Annotated in this window: 23 protein-coding genes and 2 pseudogenes; 11 read left to right on the top strand and 14 right to left on the bottom strand. The window is 46.0% G+C overall.

Annotation, left to right across the window (positions count from 1 at the left end; all coding sequences use genetic code 11):
• Positions 1-105: 105 nt before the first annotated feature.
• The 4 genes from PPRES148_RS08140 to PPRES148_RS08130 form a co-directional block, all read right to left on the bottom strand.
• The gene (locus tag PPRES148_RS08140) at positions 106-315 is read right to left on the bottom strand and encodes a hypothetical protein (RefSeq protein WP_149454022.1); all 210 of its coding nucleotides are present in this window, start codon (positions 313-315) and stop codon (positions 106-108) included.
• Positions 316-1377 (bottom strand): group II intron reverse transcriptase/maturase, encoded by a 1062-nt coding sequence (gene ltrA, locus PPRES148_RS08135; protein ID WP_149454021.1) that lies wholly within the window; start codon positions 1375-1377, stop codon positions 316-318.
• A gap of 119 nt (positions 1378-1496) precedes the next feature.
• Entirely contained in the window at positions 1497-1622 is a 126-nt protein-coding gene (locus PPRES148_RS13035; protein WP_281289954.1) for a hypothetical protein, read from the bottom strand.
• Between the two features lie 320 nt (positions 1623-1942).
• Entirely contained in the window at positions 1943-2455 is a 513-nt protein-coding gene (locus PPRES148_RS08130) for an integrase core domain-containing protein (protein WP_149454020.1), read from the bottom strand.
• On the opposite strand from PPRES148_RS08130, the gene PPRES148_RS08125 reads away from it, so the two are divergent.
• The 3 genes from PPRES148_RS08125 to PPRES148_RS08120 all read left to right on the top strand — a co-directional run bounded on the left by PPRES148_RS08125 (position 2441) and on the right by PPRES148_RS08120 (position 3235).
• Positions 2441-2656 carry a hypothetical protein gene (locus PPRES148_RS08125; RefSeq protein ID WP_149454019.1) on the top strand — a complete coding sequence of 72 codons (216 nt, stop codon included), beginning with the start codon at positions 2441-2443 and terminating at the stop codon, positions 2654-2656. The two genes, PPRES148_RS08130 and PPRES148_RS08125, sit on opposite strands and share 15 nt — an antisense overlap.
• A 65-nt stretch (positions 2657-2721) precedes the next feature.
• Positions 2722-2895, top strand: a complete 174-nt coding sequence (locus PPRES148_RS11840; RefSeq protein ID WP_187820863.1) for a hypothetical protein — start codon at positions 2722-2724, stop codon at positions 2893-2895.
• A gap of 154 nt (positions 2896-3049) precedes the next feature.
• Positions 3050-3235: a hypothetical protein gene (locus PPRES148_RS08120; RefSeq protein WP_149454018.1), complete on the top strand. Its 186-nt coding sequence runs from the start codon at positions 3050-3052 to the stop codon at positions 3233-3235.
• 1121 nt (positions 3236-4356) lie between these two features.
• Here the strand turns inward: PPRES148_RS08120 and PPRES148_RS08115 are convergent.
• Both PPRES148_RS08115 and PPRES148_RS08110 read right to left on the bottom strand, forming a co-directional pair.
• Positions 4357-4713, bottom strand: a complete 357-nt coding sequence (locus PPRES148_RS08115) for a hypothetical protein (protein WP_187820860.1) — start codon at positions 4711-4713, stop codon at positions 4357-4359.
• Between the two features lie 51 nt (positions 4714-4764).
• Positions 4765-5271: a hypothetical protein gene (locus PPRES148_RS08110; RefSeq protein WP_149454016.1), complete on the bottom strand. Its 507-nt coding sequence runs from the start codon at positions 5269-5271 to the stop codon at positions 4765-4767.
• Here PPRES148_RS08110 and PPRES148_RS08105 point away from each other — a divergent pair.
• On the top strand, positions 5260-5802 hold the full coding sequence (locus PPRES148_RS08105; RefSeq protein ID WP_149454015.1) for a hypothetical protein: 543 nt from the start codon (positions 5260-5262) through the stop codon (positions 5800-5802). The two genes, PPRES148_RS08110 and PPRES148_RS08105, sit on opposite strands and share 12 nt — an antisense overlap.
• A gap of 441 nt (positions 5803-6243) precedes the next feature.
• Positions 6244-6441 carry a hypothetical protein gene (locus PPRES148_RS08100; protein WP_149452698.1) on the top strand — a complete coding sequence of 66 codons (198 nt, stop codon included), beginning with the start codon at positions 6244-6246 and terminating at the stop codon, positions 6439-6441.
• Here PPRES148_RS08100 and PPRES148_RS13365 read toward each other — a convergent pair.
• From PPRES148_RS13365 to PPRES148_RS08075, 7 genes and pseudogenes are all read right to left on the bottom strand, one after another.
• Positions 6438-6656, bottom strand: a complete 219-nt coding sequence (locus PPRES148_RS13365) for a hypothetical protein (protein ID WP_149452685.1) — start codon at positions 6654-6656, stop codon at positions 6438-6440. The genes PPRES148_RS08100 and PPRES148_RS13365 overlap by 4 nt on opposite strands.
• A gap of 2 nt (positions 6657-6658) precedes the next feature.
• Positions 6659-7130, bottom strand: a pseudogene (locus PPRES148_RS08095) (transposase); the annotation flags it as partial.
• A gap of 317 nt (positions 7131-7447) precedes the next feature.
• Positions 7448-8467, bottom strand: a complete 1020-nt coding sequence (locus PPRES148_RS08090; RefSeq protein WP_149454013.1) for a transposase — start codon at positions 8465-8467, stop codon at positions 7448-7450.
• A gap of 137 nt (positions 8468-8604) precedes the next feature.
• Positions 8605-9930 carry a group II intron reverse transcriptase/maturase gene (ltrA, locus tag PPRES148_RS08085; RefSeq protein WP_223127930.1) on the bottom strand — a complete coding sequence of 442 codons (1326 nt, stop codon included), beginning with the start codon at positions 9928-9930 and terminating at the stop codon, positions 8605-8607.
• Between the two features lie 143 nt (positions 9931-10073).
• Positions 10074-10247 (bottom strand): hypothetical protein, encoded by a 174-nt coding sequence (locus PPRES148_RS11825; RefSeq protein WP_187820451.1) that lies wholly within the window; start codon positions 10245-10247, stop codon positions 10074-10076.
• Positions 10248-10811: 564 nt separating this feature from the next.
• Positions 10812-11585, bottom strand: a pseudogene (locus PPRES148_RS13360) (transposase); the annotation flags it as partial.
• A gap of 993 nt (positions 11586-12578) precedes the next feature.
• Positions 12579-12791: a hypothetical protein gene (locus PPRES148_RS08075; protein WP_149454011.1), complete on the bottom strand. Its 213-nt coding sequence runs from the start codon at positions 12789-12791 to the stop codon at positions 12579-12581.
• A gap of 899 nt (positions 12792-13690) precedes the next feature.
• Between PPRES148_RS08075 and ltrA (PPRES148_RS08070) the strand changes: the two genes are divergently transcribed.
• Together ltrA (PPRES148_RS08070) and PPRES148_RS08065 are read left to right on the top strand one after the other, a co-directional pair.
• Positions 13691-14962, top strand: a complete 1272-nt coding sequence (gene ltrA, locus PPRES148_RS08070) for a group II intron reverse transcriptase/maturase (protein ID WP_223128008.1) — start codon at positions 13691-13693, stop codon at positions 14960-14962.
• 403 nt (positions 14963-15365) lie between these two features.
• Complete coding sequence (locus PPRES148_RS08065) at positions 15366-16370, top strand: dipeptidase (protein WP_149454010.1); 1005 nt, start codon at positions 15366-15368, stop codon at positions 16368-16370.
• A gap of 494 nt (positions 16371-16864) precedes the next feature.
• On the opposite strand, the gene PPRES148_RS08060 is transcribed toward PPRES148_RS08065, so the two are convergent.
• A complete protein-coding gene (locus PPRES148_RS08060) occupies positions 16865-17182 on the bottom strand; it encodes a hypothetical protein (RefSeq protein WP_149454009.1) in 318 nt (105 codons plus the stop codon).
• 54 nt (positions 17183-17236) lie between these two features.
• Between PPRES148_RS08060 and PPRES148_RS08055 the strand changes: the two genes are divergently transcribed.
• The 4 genes from PPRES148_RS08055 (at position 17237) to PPRES148_RS08040 (ending at position 21894) form a co-directional block, all read left to right on the top strand.
• Entirely contained in the window at positions 17237-17950 is a 714-nt protein-coding gene (locus PPRES148_RS08055) for a YitT family protein (RefSeq protein WP_149454008.1), read from the top strand.
• A 713-nt stretch (positions 17951-18663) separates the two neighbouring features.
• A complete protein-coding gene (locus tag PPRES148_RS08050) occupies positions 18664-19674 on the top strand; it encodes a YitT family protein (protein ID WP_149454007.1) in 1011 nt (336 codons plus the stop codon).
• Positions 19675-19868: 194 nt separating this feature from the next.
• A complete protein-coding gene (locus PPRES148_RS08045; RefSeq protein ID WP_187820859.1) occupies positions 19869-20861 on the top strand; it encodes a YitT family protein in 993 nt (330 codons plus the stop codon).
• A 139-nt stretch (positions 20862-21000) separates the two neighbouring features.
• A complete protein-coding gene (locus tag PPRES148_RS08040; protein WP_223128007.1) occupies positions 21001-21894 on the top strand; it encodes a YitT family protein in 894 nt (297 codons plus the stop codon).
• The last annotated feature ends 1167 nt before the right edge of the window (positions 21895-23061 follow it).

Raw genomic sequence — 23061 nt, 5'->3', positions numbered from 1 at the left:
AGAGTAGGGCTGGCATCTCAGCTAACCCTCTCACGTCGAGTAGGGCTGGCATCTCAGCCAACCCTCTCACAGAACCACACGTAATACTCTCGCATTATGCGGCTCTTATTGCCCCATCTTTGCTTCTAATACGTGCCAGTGGGCGAACAGGTCCCCGTACTTTCCTCGTATATACTGGATCCACCTTCGAGCTTTTCGCCTGCTACCGAGCTTCTTGTACTTCTTTCTGGCCCACCAGGCCAAAACGTTGTCATCGAAGCTCCGTACTAAAGCTTTCCTCAGATGTGAGGGATAAAAGGCACCATAGTAGTTCACCTAGCCCCTCAATATGGGATTGGACATTTCCGCCACCTCATGCAATTCCATGTCTGGCCTCACGTGTTTTCTTATTTCCTTCCCCCGTTTCGCTATCTTCTTCCTCGATTTTCGGCTGATGGCTGGATTGTATCCCAGAAACCTTCTTCTCCCCACGCGGGTTACGGCCTGACGCGGGCAAAACGTGAACCCCAGGAAGTCAAAGGATGTTCCTTTGTGCTTCCCCGTCTTCCAGCCGTCCTTGCAGTAGAAGATTTTGGTTTTTCTCGGATGCAGCTCCAAACCACACTGAGCCATTCTCTGTTGCAATTCTTTCAGAAGATTTTCAGCTTGGGCTTGATTTTCACAATGAAGGATCACGTCATCCACATATCTTTCAAACTCAATATCTGGATGATGTTCCTGCAACCATCGATCTAGGGCATAGTGCAGGAACAAATTGGCCAGTAGGGGACTTATTACACCCCCTTGTGGTGTGCCCTTAGTCCTTTCTTCGATAGTTCCATCGGGTAGTTGCACCGGGGCTTTTAGCCATCTCTCACAATAACGGAGCATTCTTTTATCAATGCCACAATGCTCCAATGCTCTGATGAGCAGGTCATGCGGTATATTGTCAAAGAATCCCTTTATGTCAAGATCAATCCCCCAGGCATATTTCCAGCAGCGTCTCCTATTCTTATCTACCGCCTCCAAGGCAGATTTCCCCGGGCGACATCCGTAAGAATCGGAAACAAAGCGTGGTTCCAGAAGGGGTTCGAGTCGGTTCCTAACTACCGTCTGGGCTATCCTATCTCCTATTGTGGGTATTCCGAGAGGTCTCTTCCCACCGTCTGGCTTCGGGATTTCCACCCTTCGGACCTTGGGCGGGAAATAAGACCCTGCATTCATTCGGTTCCATATCTTGTATAGGTTTTGCTTTATCTTGGTTTCAAATTTGGCAATAGATACCTTATCTATCCCATATGTTCCACCATTGTGCTTAACCTGGAACCATGCATCTAGTACCTCCTGCTTTTTGATATCGCCCCTGGACGGGTTACGATCTGATGTTGCCTGATCCAACTTCCGATCGGTTCAACCCCCGGTTTTGGGTCCACCACGGTCCAATAGTTCAACATCTTCCCTGTGGGGGTACGGAGCAGGATCAATCCCCATTTTTTATATAGTAACTCCTTAATTTATCATTCATAACTTGTTCGTCCCCTTAGGCCCGTGATCATCCCTTTCCCACTGCCTCCCAATTCATCAACCGATGTCACAATCTCCCCCCGCGCCCGCGGGGTGTAGGCGGCTACAACAATACCCATGGGAAAACCCATTTAGGAATACCGGAGAACGGTTCAAGGGATTGTTTCGTCCCTGTGTCTTCTTTACCGTGCATCCCACCATCTCTACCATCCTTTCTCAGACGCAGTCAACTGCCTCGCGTGGTTATCAACAAGTTGATACCACCCGAAGCCGTTAGTATGTGGGGGGATAATGAATAGAGGGGGGAAATAATGGCGAGAACGAGTTAAATAAATAATAATTTCATTATATAACGTCTTTATTATGTTAAACATATATGTTAATGATAAAAAAATATGTCTTTTTATTTTTATATTAAATAGAAAGTTTAATATTGTATTTAGATCACTTTTACAACTCTAGATCGTTCCCCAGATGGGACTTGTTTCATAATTTTTCTGTACTCGTGGGGTGTCAAATTTCCCAAACTCCCATGACAATATTCCTCATTGTAATGTTTTACGAATGCAGCATGTTCCTTATGAAACTCTTTGAAATCACAGAACTCAAACCTCTCAAAAAAATTGACCCTCACAAGGCTATGATAGGATTCGATGTGTGCATTGTGGTTGGGTGATTGAACAGGTATTCGTTCGTGATAGATTCCTTCTGCTTCGATAAATCCATGAAACTCATGACTGATGAATTGCGAACCATTGTCTGTCCGTAGTACGGGCTTATCCTCTCCATTTTCAGCATATTGATCCAGGGCCGTTTGAACTGCCTTCACTACATCCCTTGATTTACAGGATAGGTAGCTGTCAGAGAAGACAACAACCCTATCAAAAACATCGAGGATGCTCAGAACGAAAACTGGAGTACCATTGGGAAGTCGCTCATGCTGGATGTCCATCTCCCAAAGCTGGTTAGAAGCCGTTATGTGCCGTTCGTAGGCTCTGTGGGCAGGCGGGGAGGAACGACGCCTCCTCCCCCGATAACGGAGAAGTCCCTCCTCCTTACAGAGGCGATACGTGTGTCAAGAAGTCGGTCAAGAGATGAAGGTTGCTCGGCCCTTCGTAACCGGCTGATAGGTAGCAGGTTACAAACCGCCTAGTGCTGCTGGGGTTAAATGCCTTGGTTGTGAGCGATCTAGGAAAAGGCAGGGCATGACCCTGTCAGGTGGGAATCGGGGAGATCAGCGAAAGCGAACCGTTCGAAGACGCATCGAAAAATGTAGTCCATGTCAAAACCGAGGTGGGTATCGGACGTCGGGATGAACCGTGGGGGGCGACCTATCTTCTGCCCCGGTGGCATGCGGTGTATAGGCGGGATGAACCCGATTTAGGCTCTTGATCGGAACTTGAGAGATCGTCGTACGGCGTCTGGCTGTCGCCAGATGTAAAGACCGAGGGCTAACCGAGGTTCCGTGCACGAAGTCGGATCAACCCATAGTAGTGTAGAAGCTTCTGTATAGGACGTGGATGGAAGGGTATGGGGGAAATCTTTTATGTTGGATACGGGCCCCCAGAACATCCGGACGCCTAGGGGATCAGGTTTGGAGGAACCTTCCGCTTACAGGGTCGCAGAACCCTTTGATTCCTCCGATCGTGTTACCAACGCCCATCACGGCCCTAGGATGGCCATTCTCAATGAAGGACCGTATCCGGTGAATGGGATGGTCATCCTCCTATAGCCTGCTTCCTTAGGAATCTACGGGATGCCAACAGGGAAGAACCCCCTTCCCCCTGAAAATTGCTTTTGGGGGGATCGCACAGGAGGGTTCCAGGAACCCTCCGATCCGGAAACAACATAAGCGTTTGATATGGAGATCTGCGGGTAGGATATTTTCTATTACAAAGCGATTGCCCTGAAAACTATAAAAGACACTAAGGAGTACCATGCGAGAGTAGTACCATTCATCTTAGACACACCCCTCTTCCCTATCGGGAAGCCGGATCTATGTATTCACATGGGTTTGCCCCCATAAGCGGGATTGTCCGTTAGATTACGGCCCTTTTCTGTCTCCGTTATCACCAGAAGAAGTAAGGGAGAGTGGAACCGATGAACCCGTGTATAAAAAATATTATATAATAATTAAATATGTATATAATATTATTTTCCTTTAATTCTATATTTAGAATACTTTTACAGGAATCTTCATTATAACCCATTTTTTATTTAGATAATACTAGTAGTATGATGATTTATAATAAAAATTTAAATTACAATACAATTGAATAGAATGGGCATTCATTGGAGAATCACAATCCTTGACCTTCTTCAACCTTATGCAATAGAAGTGATGATTGCAAAAGAAAAGCAACCTATTTTTATAATACAAAAGGTGTATACATAATAATGATATGATTTCTTACATAAATCATGATTAATTTTGTAAATTATAACCTGTTGTATACTATTCTCGCCCATGTTTTAATAGGTTCATCGAATAAAACTTTATTAAATTTATTTAGGACATATCATAATAAAAAACTTCATACCCTCATGTAATATATAAACTTCTATATATGTACTACTACTTACTCATAATAAAAGGAGGCCTTCCTAATGTCCCAAACGAAAAAATCAGCCAACAAATGCCCTCTTCAAAAAATATCAGCGGGTGTAGCAATCGCATGTATGCTGGGTAGTAGTTTCCTCTGCTCCCCCACATCGCTTGCTCTCCCATTGGGTCATCCCGGCACAAGTAACCCCAATACAAGTAATCCCAACGTGGGTAACTACAGCATGGGTAATCCCAGCAATGGAGGGGCAATTGGGAACGGGAATGGTCCTAGCAATTCCCTTACTATGTCAACTACGATCCAAAATCCACCCGGGGGACCTAGTGGTATGGAACGACAAGAATTGATGAACCACGGGGATATCACCAATTATGGAGCAATGAACGGTAAAGGAGACGACAGGATTTCCAACAGCAGCATAGATAAAAAGGAAGTCATAAACAACATCAACAGATTGAACTCCCAAATCAACAACAATCATGCGGGGATCATGGACCACAACAACCCCACGAATCCCTCTGATGATAGGGATACCCACCCGGGAATTACCTCCTCTATCCAACAGGAGATCAACAACAAGGATAACCATAGCAACCACATCAACTCTACCGGTGTCAACAAGGTAGGTAACGTAGAAGGAAACCATAACAACTACAATGCCACGGATAACAGTATCAACATCACCAATCAAGGTGTCCTAAACAGGAATCATGGCATAATAAACAATATAAATAATTATAATAACTACAATGGTAACAATGGAATTTACAATTCCTATGGATCTCATGGACACGGAATCTATCCCTACGGATTTCATGGATATGGGGACAATTTCCATGGACCCTATGGATACTGGAATAACTCCTATGGAAATGGATACTGGGATCCCACCTATGGACCCTATGAATACTGGAATAACTCCTATGGAAATGGATACTGGAATAACTCCTATGGATCCTATGAATACGGGTATAACACGTACGATCTCCATGGAAACAGTTTTCTCCCCATAGCTACCTACGGACCCAATTTTATCAACACTATGGGGAACGGTAGTATACGTTTCAACCGTTTCGCCCTGGACAATATTGCCAACCTTCCCCTCAATATAGGAAACAGATACTATACCATTCTCCCCAATAGCACAGCATTCAACAGGATTCAAAATTGGGTAGAAAGCCGTGGTCTTTCCTTGCTGGGCCAAACGTACTACGGACCCGACCAGCGTTTCTGGGGGCGGCCTATCTGGTATGCCCTACAGAATTCGACCCTGCCCTTCCAGATTCCCTTTGGCCGCTCCTTTATCAATATAACCGGTACGACTGCTGTAGCTAGGCAGCAATGCTTTATGAAGGCCATACTTCGTCAACCTCTCTTCTCGGTAGCCCAATCCATCTATAATGGTCTCTACAGAGATAGTGTCCGGGTTTATAACAGGATCGACGAATTAGGACCCTCGGCCTATCGAAGAATCATCCACATGAATCAGCCCTGGGGGCCTGGAAGGGCCGTTGGGGGGGAAAGACCCGCAATAATGAACACAGGGGGAGGGGGGTACCCCCCTATGGGAAAACGTATACCCGCAGAAAATGTACCCATCATGGACAATCCCAAGGGGTTGGCTGATACGGCTACTGATTATCCACAAATCATTGGGCTAGCAACCGCAACAGCTCTCATAAGTGGAGCCGCCCTATTCTACCTCCGTAAACGTAGAACGGCCTCAAAGAAATAAGACTACCACTTTGGAAGGGACCGTTTCAACGGTCCCTTATTTCCTATATTTTCGCAGAAAATATCATGCAAACATTGAACCATACCCCAAAAGGAATATCTAAAAGAACTTATGCAAGCGATCGAACGCAACCCCAAAATTCACACCCACCAACAACGTAATGTTATCACTATTTTTTCACAGCAGCACTAAATACATCCTTTACATTACGGGACCGTGCAATTTCTTGTGGGGAATGCCCTATCTATGAATCTAGTCTCACCTTTTCGTAAAGCAATTGAGTAACATAATAACATTTTGTTATGACACTGTTCCTGTTTTGGTATCCACGGCGGATTTATCTTATATTTATAAGGTGTTTCCTTTAATCGCTAATTTATTGTAAATTCAGAAAATAATGGGCTGGATAGGCCGTTGCGAGATTTAGGGGTATAATGGATATTGAGATGGGCGGCGGATACCCAGTCTGATGCTGGAAGAATTGTACCACATAGGTTACCCCCAGAACTAGGCGGTGGGATTCTTGAGAAGGAATATGGTACTTCCGTTCCGTGGAAGAACTCGTCGGATGGAGGGAGTTTCCCGGGGAAAAACCGTCGTGGCGCCTTAGACGGATTTTCCCCGAAAGGTGCTAGCTAGAAATCAAGGGTATGGACATCGTCCATACAACCCTGCCCTTGTTCCGTGCATAAGAGGGGATGAAAGTCATAAGCCGTGGTGGGGAGAGGTTCTCCGTTCGAAATTTCGGACTCGTAGTCAGCAGGGATCGAAAGAAGATCCTCGACAGGCAATGGGTTGGGGTTTTCTTTTTGTTTCCCCACCCAATAGAAAGCGGTAAGCATCAATTCCTTCATCGCTACCTCAAGACCAACGAATCCACCTTTTTTGCTATTCGTTCTCTCACGAAACAAAGCATTCAGCGATTCCGTGTAGTTCGTGGACAGTATATAGGGCAGAAGTATGGGGTTTTGGGTTATGGATGCCGCTTGTAAGCTCAGGGAGATTTTTTTAGGACTGAGCCTTTCCCATGCTTCGCACGTCGCCTTATTTCCAAACCGATACTTCCCTGCACACTCAGACCACCGTTCTAGTGCCTGTCCCATATCCCCAGACCGTAAGACGTAAGAAGCGTCCTTAGCCATTTCCTTCTTCATACTCTTAGGAGCTGCATTCATGATGTTACGAATCGCGTGAACGTAACATCGTTGGTGAACCGTATGGTGAGGAAAATGCTTGCGTACAACTAAGGGAAAAACCCTATGCCCATCTGTGGTAACGATACGTATATCGTTGACATTCAGGCCCCGTTCCTTTAGTTTCCCTATATGAGGGGTGCGAACAGCCCCCTCCTATTTACGTCTATAAGTATTACTACCCAAAAAAATGTTTATTGATATCGATATTGTGTAATAATATTTATAGAAATAAAATATACATATAGTTTATTAAGATGAACATAACAATCTAAAATCAAGGTACCTTCTTGGTACAACCGTCAATGTAATTGGAAATTGCTGCTCATTGGAATTATCCAGTTCATCCCAGGGTTTTTCTTCCTTATTATGTAAAATATTACCATCATAGTGCGTACCGGGATGTTCTGATAGTTTTTTGAAAATTTTAAATTATTAGATCGGTGCCCCCTTCAGGAAATCTGCTGGTAAAAACGTCTACCCGGGGACTTTCTTATGTTTATGTTATTCTTTTTCTGAATCATACTATCAAAACATATAGTCATCATATATGAGACAATTAGCATGAATGCCTGATTATATGACGTTGGTCTATGTTTATCTAGCCCCATTGTATGCTTTAGTATTGTGAAACAATGCTCTCCTGATGAACGTTTTTTCATTAACTCCTTACATCCCTTTGTTTGTAGTCGATAAAAATTCTCCTTTCGCAGTGGACTGGTGATGGAGTTCGGTGTTTTGGCTCTTCTCTTATTATATCCAGCCAGTAATTTCAAACCGTGTTGTTTACATAATTCGAACAGATCATGTACGTCGTAAGCACTGTCTGCTACTAGGCCCCTACATCCTAAGGTTGATATCTCGGGGATCAGTAAACAGGACGCTTCAACCTCGCCTAAATTTGCGGGGCCCATGGCCAATACCAACGGTATTCTGCCGTCCATGGTTGCCACCACGGTTACTCCTATTCCCCTGTGAAAGCCCTTATAGTTCCGAAGGGTGGCCGTATCTTTCGCCCGTCTGCTTGTCGACACAATCACTTGATCCAAGAAAAGATATTTTTCCTTTATTTCCGACAATATAACCTTCTGATCTTCTTCACTAAGAAGTTCTAATAGGTTAAAAATTATTGTTTCTCCGTTTTTTGCAATACATTTTTTAATGTTTTTATCATATAATGATCGACTAAACCCTTTCGTAATCCCTATAATATCTCTTATCATTTTATTTCCATTTATAATATTTATTAATTCCCTTTCACTTTGTAAATTCCAGATAGCCATAACGAAACAGCACAATATCGACACATGGTGATCGATCACACGGGTACGGCTTGACTTCTCCTCATTCGGGAAACCGTAGACCGTGGTAGCTAATGTCTGCAGCATAAGCAGTCGGCTTTTTTCTTCTGCCCCTATGCCCTCATGATCTTCCCAAGGCTGTTCTGAAAGATTGGGTTTCTTTTTCCTCACCTGTTCTCTTCTCTTTTTTCTTTCTAATTTCCCATGAAGATCTGGAAAATTACTTGTCGAGTAGGGCTGGCATTTCAGCCAACCCTCTCACAGAACCGTACTTAATAGTCTCCCATTATACGGCTCTTATTGCCCCATTAGGATCTTGTCCTATTCAGATGCCAGTGTACAAACAGCCTTCGGTACTTTCCCCGTATATATCGAACCCATCTCAGGGCCTTTTTCCAATTGTTCAGCTTTTTGTATTTCTTCGTGGCCCATCGAGCCAGAACTTGGTCGATGTGGTCACGCAAGAAACTCCTAATGGCCGAAGGGTAGAAGGCGCCATAATAGGTAAGCCATCCCATGAGTTTGGCATGGAGAAGGTTTGCTATCTCCTCCAGATCTATGCCCACTCTACTTGGGATGCCCAGCTTCCCAACTTGCCTAGCTATCTTGCTTTTAGATTTTTGGCTTATGGCTGGTACGAAACCCACAAATCTCACCCCTGTACGACGACTTCTGACCTCACGGGCCTTGAATGCGTACCCTAGAAAATCAAAGGCAACAACATCATGATTCCCGTTCCGCCTATCATCTTCACAGTAGAAGATTTTGGTCTTCTCCGGATGCAGTTCCAGCCCGCACTCTGCCAATCTTTGCCGAATTTCTGAAAGAAGATGTTCAGCTTGCGCTTTGTTCCGGCAGTGGACGATAATATCATCTACATACCTCGCAAAACGTATATCGGGGTGCTCCGTTTCTATCCATTGATCAAAAGCGTAGTGCAGGAACAGATTGGCCAGGAGGGGACTTACGACTCCACCTTGCGGCGTGCCCTTAACCCTTTCCTCGCTCGTCCCATCAGGTAATAATACCGGTGCCTTAAGCCACCTCTTGCAATAGAGTAACGTTACTTTATCCGCCCCAACGTGCTCAAGGGCCCTCAAAATGAGGTGATGCGGAATGTTGTCAAAGAAGCCCACTATGTCGAGGTCGATTCCCCAGTCGTACTCCCAACAGCGCTCACGGGTTACACGTAACGCCTGATGCGCTGATCTCTTGGGGCGACATCCATAGGAATCTCCATGAAAGTGGGTCTCTAGGAGAGGCTCAAGCCGATTCTTTATTACCGTCTGGGCTACCCGGTCTGCTACCGTGGGTATGCCAAGTGGCCTTTTTCCACCGCATGACTTGGGAATCCACACACGCCTAACCTTGGAGGGGAAGTAGGATCCTGCGCAGAGTTGATTCCATATCACATACAAATTACTTCTCAGATCGTATGCGAATGCGGTAATCGTCTGCTGATCCACTCCAGGACCTCCATCGTTAGACATTACCTGATGCCACGCCTTCAGTACCTCTTTCTGCTGTATATTGTATCTGTCTGGATTTTGGTCCGATGTTGCTTGCTTCATACCAGTCTCCTCTTCCGGTAATTTCCATCCAAGTTGCTGTACTTCTCTGAAACATGCAGGCAATTCAACCCCTTCGCTCCACTTCCATTACAGAAGCTTCTACACTACTATGGGTTGATCCGACTTCGTGCACGGAACCTCGGTTAGCCCTCGGTCTTTACATCTGGCGACAGCCAGACGCCGTACGACGATCTCTCAAGTTCCGATCAAGAGCCTAAATCGGGTTCATCCCGCCTATACACCGCATGCCACCGGGGCAGAAGATAGGTCGCCCCCCACGGTTCATCCCGACGTCCGATACCCACATCGGTTTTGACATGGACTACATTTTTCGATGCGTCTTCGAACGGTTCGCTTTCGCTGATCTCCCCGATTCCCACCTGACAGGGTCATGCCCTGCCTTTTCCTAGATCGCTCACAACCAAGGCATTTAACCCCAGCAGCACTAGGCGGTTTGTAACCTGCTACCTATCAGCCGGTTACGAAGGGCCGAGCAACCTTCATCTCTTGACCGACTTCTTGACACACATATCGTCTATGGGATAGGACATCTATGTCTACTCCCTTATTTTCATAGATATATTTTTTCAAATTATAACAAAAGAGTAATCGTATGTATAGGGTAATAAGCAAAAATTTATTATATTACATATATTTTACAATAATGGACACAGCGATCCGCTCGGGGAGATACCTCAAGAGGGATTTTTTGCATTTTCCATAACTGAAAATTAGTACTATTTAGTTTCATGGGAAAAAGGCCCCCAATTCGTTTACGCCAACTGTGGGGCCGGAGAGAGCAACATTCTTGACATATAAATTCATATTGCATATATAAAGAAACAATCAATATGAATAAAAATAGAATGATATAATAAAATACTATATAAACTTTATTTAAATAAAAATGTATATCCCTTTCGTTAGCCACCCTCTATATGCTAATCATAGGATTCCACATTCTCATCAGGCGAGGGGGTGATCCCTATTATATCCCGCCTCCCCTCTGCCGTGATACCCGTGCTGACTGCGATCGCCTTCGAAACATAACGACCCTCCTCCCGAATGGGAACAAAGAGGGTATCCATACCTATGGCTGTATATACTGTCGTGCTAAGATCCCTTTCGAAATATTGTATAGCATCGTTGTAATAGGGTTGCAGCCACTGCGAAAGCGTTTCCGGGGGCGTCTGAAGGTTGAACCTTTCCTTCAGGAGTTTGCTACTATTTCGCAAGGAGAAGCCTGGAAGATAAAGACAATAAATGAAATCTTTGAGGGTATTCTTTGCACTCTGATAACGTGGTAACAAGTACGGTGAAAATTCCCATCTTGTCCTAGGAACCTCTAGATCTAGTTCCCCAAACAGTGTGCTGTATCCGCGATGATAGACCCCATTCCCCTCATCCTGGGGATATTTCAGACAATGGAGGGTTCGATCTACACGCATGCGTAAGTTACATAGGTCCTCGACAACGGGTTTCCAAGTCTTTGGGTCGGTTAGAGGGTCTATCTCTGGGATCCATGCGTTTTTCAACAATCCAATCAGCGCCCGCACCAAAATACTACCACCGTCGTGATGGAACATAAGGCTAGTAACGTCATTCAGGAGAAGGGAATCCTTCGTTTTTTCCTTGTGATTCGATGGGCAACACAATAATAGCAGTTTCTCAATCAGATGCCTAGATTCCTCCCACTCCTTGGGACCCCATGAGGTAATTCCCTCCTTGAGATCATCGAAAAAACGTTGAGCACGTAAGAATCGATCCCGAGTTTTTGGATCGTGCAATTGATGATATCCATCCCCTTCGGATCGTGCATTCCCCGGACCTTTATCTTTTCCGTCACGCAAAGTTATGGATGGAGAATCCTCGATCAGTGGATTGGGTTCCGTTTCTTGGGGGGCAGGGGACGGATTCGTACTATGTAATTTTCCAATCTCACCGGCTACCGCAGACCATTTTGTGTCCTTATTCCCTGCTGCCATTGCCGTTGCCTTGTTAGCTAGGGCCAGCTTCTCGTTTGCCATTGCCATTGTCTCGTTGGCTAGGGCCAGCTTTTCGTTTGCCATTGCCATTATGGTCCTATCGGTTAGAATCAGTTTCTCATCTATTAAGACATTATGGCTATGACAGAAGGGACACGTACTTTTCAGTGTTTTTCCACAATACGGGGAGTCAATGGACCGATCGCCTATCTTCATCGAATTTCTAGCTATCCATGACTCTTCTTTTTGGATATTGATTTTTCCTGATAATGTTGTATTATGGGTGTGGATGCTCATGTTTTCCCTCCTCTGAGTTTATTGTTTGTTGGTGATCAATATTCTATCAGAGATAGGGGGCATGAGTCATCCCCTTTTTACATAATAACGCTTCATTCTTTTTCACTGCAGATCGTGCGATCGTGCCCTATTTGTTGATCAGATTGCTTTGTCCATGGTAATGGAACCTTGTTCCATCTTATCCGTAATGTTGACAACATTACGGATTTTTTGTTGTTTTGTACGTACCATAAACAGGATGGATCTTACTACAACACAATGTTCGTCTTCCGCGCAAGGACCTGTGTGTCGTGTCGTGCTCTATGAGGGAGGGGGGAGGGGCCCCCCGAAACCGGCAGGTGGTAGGCAGATTTCAAACCGACCAGTGCTGCTGTTGTAAAGAGCAATGGTGGTGAGCGTTCTGGGAAAAGGCAGGACGAAAGAATCCTGTCAGGTGTGAATCAGGGAGATTAGTAAAGCAAACCATTGGAGGAAAGCATCGAAAGGCGTAGTCGATGTCGAAACAAGGGTATCGGGTCCTATCCTTGGAACGAAGCCATGGAGGGCGGAACCACCTACTGTCCTGGCAGCATCCGGTGCACAGATGGAATGAACCTGATTTAGGCCCTCATAGGGAACCACGAGAGACTGTCGCACGGACACCTGGCCTTAGCCAGGTGTAAAGGGCTAAGGGTATACCAAGGCCTCCGTGAACAGAGTCGGATCAACTCATAGTAGTGGAGAAACCCTTGTAATGAGGGTGGAGCGAAGGGGTTGAATGGTTTGCCTGGACCAGCCAACGTACAATCCGAAGCAAAGAGATGATCGTGGGTTAGACCCGATGGGTCTAACTGGACGCACAATCTGAGACAAGGAGATGATCGCAGTTGGACCAAGGCAACATCGGATCGAAATCCGGATAGAACACAGCAGAGGGAAGTACGGAGAACGTAACACCAGACTGGGATTCTGAATGGACAAAATCCTATGGGACCATAAGAGCCACATAATGCGAGAGTATTACGTGTGGTTCTGTGCGTCGTGTCGTGCTCTATGAGGGATGGGGGAGGGGCCCCCCGAAATCGGCTGGTGGTAGGCAGGTTTCAAACCACCCAGTGCTGCTGTTGTAAAGAGCAACGGTGGTGAGCGTTCTGGGAAAAGGCAGGACGAAAGAATCCTGTCAGGTGTGAATCAGGGAGATTAGTAAAGCGAACCATTGGGGGAAAGCACCGAAAGGCGCAGTCGATGTCGAAACAAGGGTATCGGAACCTATCCTTGGAACGAAGCCATGGAGGGCGAACCACCTACTGTCCTGGCGGCATCCGGTGCACAGATGGAATGAACCTGATTTAGGCCCTCATAGGGAACCACGAGAGACTGTCGCACGGACACCTGGCCTTAGCCAGGTGTAAAGGGCTAAGGATATACCAAGGCCTCCGTGAACAGAGTCGGATCAACTCATAGTAGTGAAGAAACCCTTGTAATGAGGGTGGAGCGAAGGGGTTGAATTGTCCAGCCTGAACCAGCCAACGCACAATCTGGAATAAGGAGATGATCGGAAGTTGGATCAGGCAACATCAGATCGTAACCCGTCCAGGGGCGATATCAAAAAGCAGGAGGTACTAGATGCATGGTTCCAGGTTAAGCACAATGGTGGAACATATGGGATAGATAAGGTATCTATTGCCAAATTTGAAACCAAGATAAAGCAAAACCTATACAAGATATGGAACCGAATGAATGCAGGGTCTTATTTCCCGCCCAAGGTCCGAAGGGTGGAAATCCCGAAGCCAGACGGTGGGAAGAGACCTCTCGGAATACCCACAATAGGAGATAGGATAGCCCAGACGGTAGTTAGGAACCGACTCGAACCCCTTCTGGAACCACGCTTTGTTTCCGATTCTTACGGATGTCGCCCGGGGAAATCTGCCTTGGAGGCGGTAGATAAGAATAGGAGACGCTGCTGGAAATATGCCTGGGGGATTGATCTTGACATAAAGGGATTCTTTGACAATATACCGCATGACCTGCTCATCAGAGCATTGGAGCATTGTGGCATTGATAAAAGAATGCTCCGTTATTGTGAGAGATGGCTAAAAGCCCCGGTGCAACTACCCGATGGAACTATCGAAGAAAGGACTAAGGGCACACCACAAGGGGGTGTAATAAGTCCCCTACTGGCCAATTTGTTCCTGCACTATGCCCTAGATCGATGGTTGCAGGAACATCATCCAGATATTGAGTTTGAAAGATATGTGGATGACGTGATCCTTCATTGTGAAAATCAAGCCCAAGCTGAAAATCTTCTGAAAGAATTGCAACAGAGAATGGCTCAGTGTGGTTTGGAGCTGCATCCGAGAAAAACCAAAATCTTCTACTGCAAGGACGGCTGGAAGACGGGGAAGCACAAAGGAACATCCTTTGACTTCCTGGGGTTCACGTTTTGCCCGCGTCAGGCCGTAACCCGCGTGGGGAGAAGAAGGTTTCTGGGATACAATCCAGCCATCAGCCGAAAATCGAGGAAGAAGATAGCGAAACGGGGGAAGGAAATAAGAAAACACGTGAGGCCAGACATGGAATTGCATGAGGTGGCGGAAATGTCCAATCCCATATTGAGGGGCTGGGTGAACTACTATGGTGCCTTTTATCCCTCACATCTGAGGAAAGCTTTAGTACGTAGCTTCGATGACAACGTTTTGGCCTGGTGGGCCAGAAAGAAGTACAAGAAGCTCGGTAGCAGGCGAAAGGCTCGAAGGTGGATCCAGTATATACGAGGAAAGTACGGGGACCTGTTCGCCCACTGGCACGTATTAGAAGCAAAGATGGGGCAATAAGAGCCGCATAATGCGAGAGTATTACGTGTGGTTCTGTGAGAGGGTTGGCTGAGATGCCAGCCCTACTCGACGTGAGAGGGTTAGCTGAGATGCCAGCCCTACTCCACAGTGAAAATTTTATAAAAATTCATATGAAATAAGATAAATACCCCTGGGATACCAAAACAGGAACAGTGTCATAACAAAATGTTATTATGTTACTCAATTGCTTTACGAAAAGGTGAGACTAGATTCATAGATAGGGCATTCCCCACAAGAAACTGCACGGTCCCCGTACAGAGGTTCCGTACAGAAAGATCTGACCGTCCCCAAAATCACCATACAGGGATATGGGTATATGATGGAGTCAGACTGTGAAATCGCAAGGAAAAAAACACTATGAAAAGAAAGCGGGGTACTGATCATGTGGCTTGATGGTCATATCGATGTGTTATGGCGTTTATGGCAAACCGAGAAGGAGAGCAAAGATCTCGTCGAGGCAGAGCGAAGCCTGGAAGCTTCACTGGCCAAACAACGTAGGGGGGGGGTCAAAGCCGCTGTTTATCCCCTCTTTTTTGATCCCCAAAAGGTACCGTTCTCGGAGAGACGATCGGTTCTACGCAACCAACTAAGATTGTTTCGGACGCAACTCACCGCCCAAGGGGTCATAAAATTACAAAAAGGATCGGATTTTCATACATTACTCCAATCCAGGGCCCCGGGGGGATTACTTGCTATCGAGGGCGTTGAGGGCCTCCAGGGTGACCTTAACTCTCTGGCATGGCTTCATGAGGCAGGTGTACGCCAAATTGGTCTGACTTGGAACCTTGAAAATGAAGCTGCTTGCGGTTGCCACGTTGCTAACGACACCGGTTTAAAACCATGGGGGAGAGAATTGTTAACCTCCATGGCAAACCACCAGGGCCCCTGGATTTTAGACCTAGCCCACGCAGGTCCCAAAACCTTCCGAGACGTCCTGAATTTCGCCGATCCTACCCTACCTATCCTTGTTTCCCACTCCGCAAGCAGGCATGTCTTTGATCACCCCCGCAACTTGACAGATGAACAACTACGACAACTTTTCAGGCGCAAAGGCCTATTCGGACTCGCGCTCTACCCACCTATATTGGGAAAAAACCCCAAAAAGAGTACCTATGATACGGTCCGAAAACACATTGAACATATTCTTGAACTGGGTGGTGAAGATTACCTTTTCTTTGGATCTGACTTTGACGGCATGGGATCCAATGAACCGAGAGTAAAGGGATTGAAGAATGCCGGGATGTACCCTGAATTTACAAAATTTTTAGAAAACAATTTTGGTTATATCCAGACAGAAAAATGGACCTGGAGTAACTCATTTAAGTTCTACAAAAAGTCTCTGGAAAAGTTGATGGTCCATGTTATGGCGCAGGCTAAATCCTCATAAACTCCCTTATTCCGAGTAAAAAATCAACGCCCACACACACATCCCCCACGTTCGACCTAGATCCCTCGGTAGCATCAATCCTTCCTAACTCCCCCCCTTCATCCTCCAATTGCCCTATACTAATGGGTGGGAATCAGTAACCGTCCCCCCATATAATCCCACATACACCACACGTATCAGGAACTGGTCCGTCAACCCTTCCGTCCTGTAGGAAGCGCATACCATAAATTCACCCCATCATCCCCTTTTCGAAAAATAGGGGTTCTGTTATTATAGAAAATAATTACTAAATGAACAAAAATCCTATCATCCTGATCCTAGTGAGTTTTTGGAAACACAACCGTTATGAAGCAATGGGATGAAATTGGAAGAAATAAGAAAATGTTAGTCTTTGAGGCATAAAAAAACCGTTTTTTTACCACGCCTCAACCAAAAAATAGTGAAAATACCGTAAAACCACCCCATCTTCCGATTGAGAATACTATACAAAGTCGTTATAATGGGGAAAAGGATACTTCGAATTCTGAACCCGCCCATAGAAAATGCTCCAGTTTTGAGATCCTATTCCGTCCGTAGTGGGCCATTCTAAATAGGAAATTAGCAGCCCGTGAAGCCATCCATCTACCACCATTGTGCCACCGTTGGTACCATGCATTTTCGGATTTTACTATCCTTAGGCCAACAGGACCAACGAGACAGTAGAAGCCATAAACATGAAAAAGGACGCAGTTGAGATGACGATTGTTTCCGTCACTGTAATTTGTGCCAATACCGTAAATTTCTAAAAATAAGGAATCAAGGCATTGGACCAATTCTTCACAAACGGGGTGGATAGATCAACAACTTCACAAAGTGGGTGGATATCAATGACTTCATCGGACATTGGTGCAGAAAAGATGCGTATGGGAAAAAGGCTATCGATTGAAATACATGGCCTGTGGGAAGATATTCTTCAATTTCGTAACCCAAAGGCTTGGATGGACCTGTTTCGTTATCTATTGATCCTCTTCTTATGTTGCACGCTCATGAGTTTCGCTGTATATTTGTTCTTCAAGCCTGCCACCTTAGGCACAAGTGGTTTCTCCGGTATAGCCCTCCTTCTCGATTATGTGTTCCACACCAATATCTCCGATGTCTATTTCTATATGAATGTTCCCTTCGTTATCTGGGGTTTTTTCCTTCTAGGAAGGAGGTTCGTCCTGCATTCAGCGGCTGGGATCTCTGTATTCTACCTCTGTCTAAAAATATTGGAACCCCTCCAAAATCTCCACCAATATCACGTCCAAAATGAGTGGATTTCCATTTTATTTGGCGGTTTCCTGTTCGGTCTAGGCGCCGGATTTGCTCTCAAAATGGGGGGAAATACCGGGGGTGTGGATCTCGTAGCACTCATCAACCGTTACTTTACCGGGATCAAGCTCAACTACACGATTTGGGCCTTCGATTCCTCTGTAATCCTATTCGCCTGGTATAAACTAGGCACTGGAACCGTTCTTTACACACTCGCCAACATCCTCGTTTACACCACCACCATGCGAATTGTCCTCGAAGGATTCCATCGTTCCCGCACCGTAGTGTAACCAGCATTTCTCAGCAAACCCTCTTCTATCCTCCGTTCCATCCACGGAGGAGGTGGGTCCTGATGACATTCACGATCGTACAAAAGAAAATCAATAGAATCCCCTCCCCCAGAACGATTTTCAGCAGACAACCCTAAATGGATATCCGCCACAATATAGTATGTTATATTCACAGAACCACGGACAAAAATGCCGTGTGATCATTCCGATCCTTTTCCTTGATCATAAACAAGGCTTTTGCATCATTCTAAAGTTTACTGCATACTCCTACCCAAACTAGAAAAACGACAGAAAAAAATCCTGAAGGATGGCCCAAACAAGGAGGACCCAACTGCATGGGTGGTATCTCAACCCCTGGGAATCATCACTAGATTGGATTTCCTGCGAACACGGGGGAACACCCAAAATATCTTCAGAATTTTCTTTCATAAATATAAATTACTATACATTTCATCCGCACATGCCTATACAAAGTATCACATATAGAATTATCCATTCTGGCCCTAATCCACGCAATCGGCTGTGAACCCCAACTTCCACCCTCGTCCTTGGCCCCTAGTGAGTGACAAATGATTCCGACTTTTATGGGAGGGGTTGACAAGCCGTACAAAAACGGTGTCTACTCCTATAACAAGATAAAACCCTCCATCCTACTTCCTCCCCCTCCTGGGACGGAATTCCGGAGGTCGAGATAGAAAGGATATGATGGTACAATGACTGCAAATGCAGAGAAAAAGCCCCTCCTGCCCATGCTAAAGGCGGAATGGCGAGGTTTGGTTGATGATGTCAAAAAACTATCTGAAGCCAGGACTTGGTTATACCTCATCCGCCACTTTACCATCCTCTCTTTCGCTCTCCTCCTGGTTGGTATCGCCGTCAACTTTTTCTTCAAGCCCGCCAAAATAGCCAGCGGTGGTTTTACCGGCATCGCTATGCTCGTCAACTACGTATGGCCCAATGGATTGAGCATCGCCAAAATTACCACCCTTCTTAACGTCCCCTTTCTCCTCATAGGATTACCGCTCCTGGGTCGTCGTTTTATTCTCCACTCTCTCACCGGTATCGCTGCATTGTATGCAGCAGTAGAATGGACCTCCTTCCTGAGAGACCTCCATCAATACCATGTCAGCGACCCGTGGCTTGCTGTTGTCTTTGGTGGGGGTTTCCTCGGTCTAGGGGTCGGAATCGCTTTTAAGATCGGTGGTAATACCGCCGGGGTCGATTTGGTGGCCCTCATCAACCGTTACTTCACAAACATGAAACTGGGGTACACACTCCTCTTTGTCGACTCCTCCGTTGTCCTCGCCTCTTTTTACATCCTCTACAAACAATATGGATCCCTGCATAATGGTTTCTACACCTTAGTTGAGATTTTCATTTACTCCACCGTGGCACGTTTGGTTCTAGAGGGCGTCAGCGTATCCCAAACAGTGACCATTATCTCCCGACAAGCCCACCTAATCACGACCCAGGTCCAAAAAGAAATGGGGCGTGGTGTAACTATACTGAATGGACGCGGGGCTTATACAGGCGACGAAAGGGAAGTTCTATACGTGGCCCTGTCCCCACGTGAGCTGCCACTGCTGCAAAAGATTGTCAACCAAGCAGACCCACAGGCCTTCATGGTAGTGCAAAATGTCCGCGATATCTCGGGCAAAGGGTTCACAATGGAAGAACCGAAGGCACCGGCACCGCCCTCTAAACCCCACAAACAGTCAGCATAGACTACTACAAATTCGATAGGACCAGAAGGCGGGGACAACATCTAAATCCCCGCCTTCCATTCCATTATGGAATAGGATTCACAACACGGGAATGTATCCAATCTATGGTGTGGGAATAAAATCCTACAATACACGACAGAGCGAGAGAACGGAGATGAGAGAGGCCCATGGCCAGAAGGATGCCCCAAACTACTATGAAACAATATATGGCCAGGGAGTGGGAGGTTTTTACCAAGGATCTCCGACAATTGCGGAAGCCACAAACGTGGCCAAACATTCTCCTCCATGTATCCACCGTTTTCTTGGGCTGCCTACTCATAGCCGCAACCGTCAATTTCTTCGTTGTACCCGCCCGTTTTGGTGACGGTGGTTTTACAGGGATTGCTATATTAATCAACTACATGAATGGAATAGACATAGAATATGTGGTTCCGTGGTTGAATATCCCCCTGGTGCTTTTCGGCATCCCCTTCCTCGGATATCGGCTCATTTTCCATACCGTGCTCGGTGTCACCCTTATCTCCCTTGCATTTCACCTCACTAGTCCCCTAAAATCTTTTACATCCTGGCATGTCCATGACCCCTGGATTACGGTTCTATTCGGTGGTGCTATGATGGGACTGGGTCTGGGCACGGTGTTGCGCGTTGGTGGTAATACCGGGGGAACCGACTTGGTAGCCCTCATGGTAAAGCGTTTTGCCGGTGTTCCATTGAATTGGACGCTTTTTGCCTGTGATGCCTCCGTACTTTCCTTCGCCCTGTACTACCTGGGCCTAAAGAAATTTCTCCATACCCTAGCCTATATGCTAGTTTATACCTTGGTCATTAAGGTGATCCTAGAAAATCTTGATTCCTCGCGCGCAGTAACCATCATCTCATCCCAGGCACGCGTGATCATACAAGAAATAAAAAACGGAAAACTCAATCATGGCGCCACCGTATTGAAAGGACAAGGCTCCTATACCCATCAGCAACGTGATATTATCTATACGGTAGTACCCACCCATGAGCTAAAAACCCTCCGTACTCTCGTGGGGGATACCGATCCCACAGCTCTTGTTATAGTGGGAAGCGTACGTAAGGTTTTGGGTATAAAATTTCCCCCACTGAAAAATCATAGCCCCCAGGAAACCCCTCCAGAAACCACGTCCACCCCAGACCCATCCGTACGCTCCACCCTTTCTTAGAAAATATGCAACTGTTTCCCAAAAGTTTGTTCCATAACAAAACAATGAAAGAAAACCCTCTTCACCCTTTCAGAGGAGGGTCAAAGATTCATGATAATTCTGCACAATGACTACCCATTGGATAAAAAGAGGAAAAAATATGCGACAAGCCATCCAGGTCACCTATATACGAGACTTGATCGTTATTATGATCGGAACCACGGCGATGGCGCTTGCTATACACGCTTTTTCTATTCCCTCCAACCTAGCAGAGGGAGGTTTTACAGGTTTAGGATTACTCATCCATTATCAAACCGGATGGCCCCTCGGTTACCTCCTCTTCTTCTTGAACATTCTCCCTTTGGGTTTAGGATACAAAATACTTGGAAAGAAATCCTTTCTCTACTCTGTATTCGGTATCATTTGCATGGCATCCTCCTTAGAAGTTATCTCCTATTTGGGAGATAACCCTTTCGGTTTACAAGATTCCCCTATCCTCTCAGCCCTCTATGCTGGTATTCTCATTGGTATAGGTTGTGGACTGGTCTTCCAAACCGGTGGTACCATCGGAGGCTGGGGTATCATAGCGCAAATCATACACCGACGGACACGCCTATCCCTCGGGACAGTCATCCTTCTATGGGATACTTTTATCCTCCTGATTTCCGCCTATACACTCACCCTCGAACGAGCCCTGTATACACTCATCGAAATAGTAATCATTGTCTGTGTCGTTGATTTTATCCTTAGGGGAGGACTGCAACCCTGTCGTACCGCTACCATCATTTCCCGTTCCGCTCCCCTCCTCCAACATGAGCTTATAAGGAAAATGAATCTGGGTGTCACAATCCTAAGCGGCAAGGGAGCTTACACGGGAAAGCCCCAGGAGGTTGTATATACTGTTCTTTTCGAACATGAATTGGCAAAACTTTATCATCTTGTGACATCCATAGATCCCGAGAGTCTGATCACCGTTCACCGTGCTCATATGGTAAAAGGGGGAAGATTCTCGAAGTATGTCAAAAAAATATCCTTTCCCAACCTGTTCGAGTGACTCTAATTTTGCATTACAATATTATTTTTATATATTTTCAATAAAAATAATATTGTAGAGATAGGATGATCCTGGAAAATTTCGATTCCCCACATATAGTAACCATCATCTCGTCCCAGACACGCGCAATCCCACAAAAAATAAAAAACGGAATGCTCCTATACCCGCCAACAACGTGATATCATTTATCATGATAGTGCCTACCCACGGTCTAAAAACCCCTCGTACCTTCGTGGGGGATACCGATCCCACAGCTCTTGTTACGGTGGGAAACGTACGTGAGGTCTTTTGTGTATGTCGTGTCCCTATTTATGAGGGATGGGGGGATGGGCCCCCCGAAATCGGTAGGGGGTAGGCAGGTTTCAAACCGCCCAGGGCTGCTGTTGTAAGGAACAAGGGTGGTGATCGTTCTAGGAAAGGGTAAGGACGAAAGATTCCTCCCCGATGTAAATCAGGGGGATTCGTAGGGCGAACCACGGAACGAAGCATGGGGGACGAACCAATCTACGGTTCCTGGGGGCATATCCGGTGCGCAGAAAGGAAGGGACCTTGATTTAGGGCCCCCCTCCTAAGGAACCACAAGAGACTATTGCACAGAGGACACCTGGACGCCCCTAGCCAGGTTGAAGGGTCCGGCCTGAACCAGCCAACGTACAATCCGAAACAAGGAAGTGATCGTAGGTTAGACACGATGAATCTAAACTAGACACACAATCTGAGATGAGGAGATGATCGTGGGTTGGACCAGGCAACATCAAATCAAAACCCGGATAGAACACAGCAGGGGACTGTGGTTCTGAATGAGCCAAACCCTATGGAACCATAGGAAGATGAGACCATAAAAGAGCTATATGATGCGAAAGTAGCACGTGTGGTTCTGTGGGAGGGTTGGCTGAGATACCGCCCCCCTACCCGACGACAGAAAATACCCCCACTATGTAGAGAACCATAATCCATGGGAAGAAACACCTACAGAAAACACGTCATTTATACCCGGGCCTCGTCGATGCACCCCACAACCCCTACTTAGAAAAATATATGCCCTGTTTTCGAAAAGTTTGTTCCATGCAAAACGATAAAAAAAAACCTCTTCACCCTTTCAAAATAGGGTCAAAAATTAACGGTAATTTTTTACAATCACTACCTATTGGATAAAAAGAGGAAAAA

Origin of the sequence: Pasteuria penetrans (assembly GCF_900538055.1) — a bacterium.
GTDB lineage: Bacteria > Bacillota > Bacilli > Thermoactinomycetales > Thermoactinomycetaceae > Pasteuria > Pasteuria penetrans.
The sequence above is the reverse complement of the archived record's forward strand: the minus strand, read 5'-3'. Positions and strand labels throughout refer to the sequence as shown.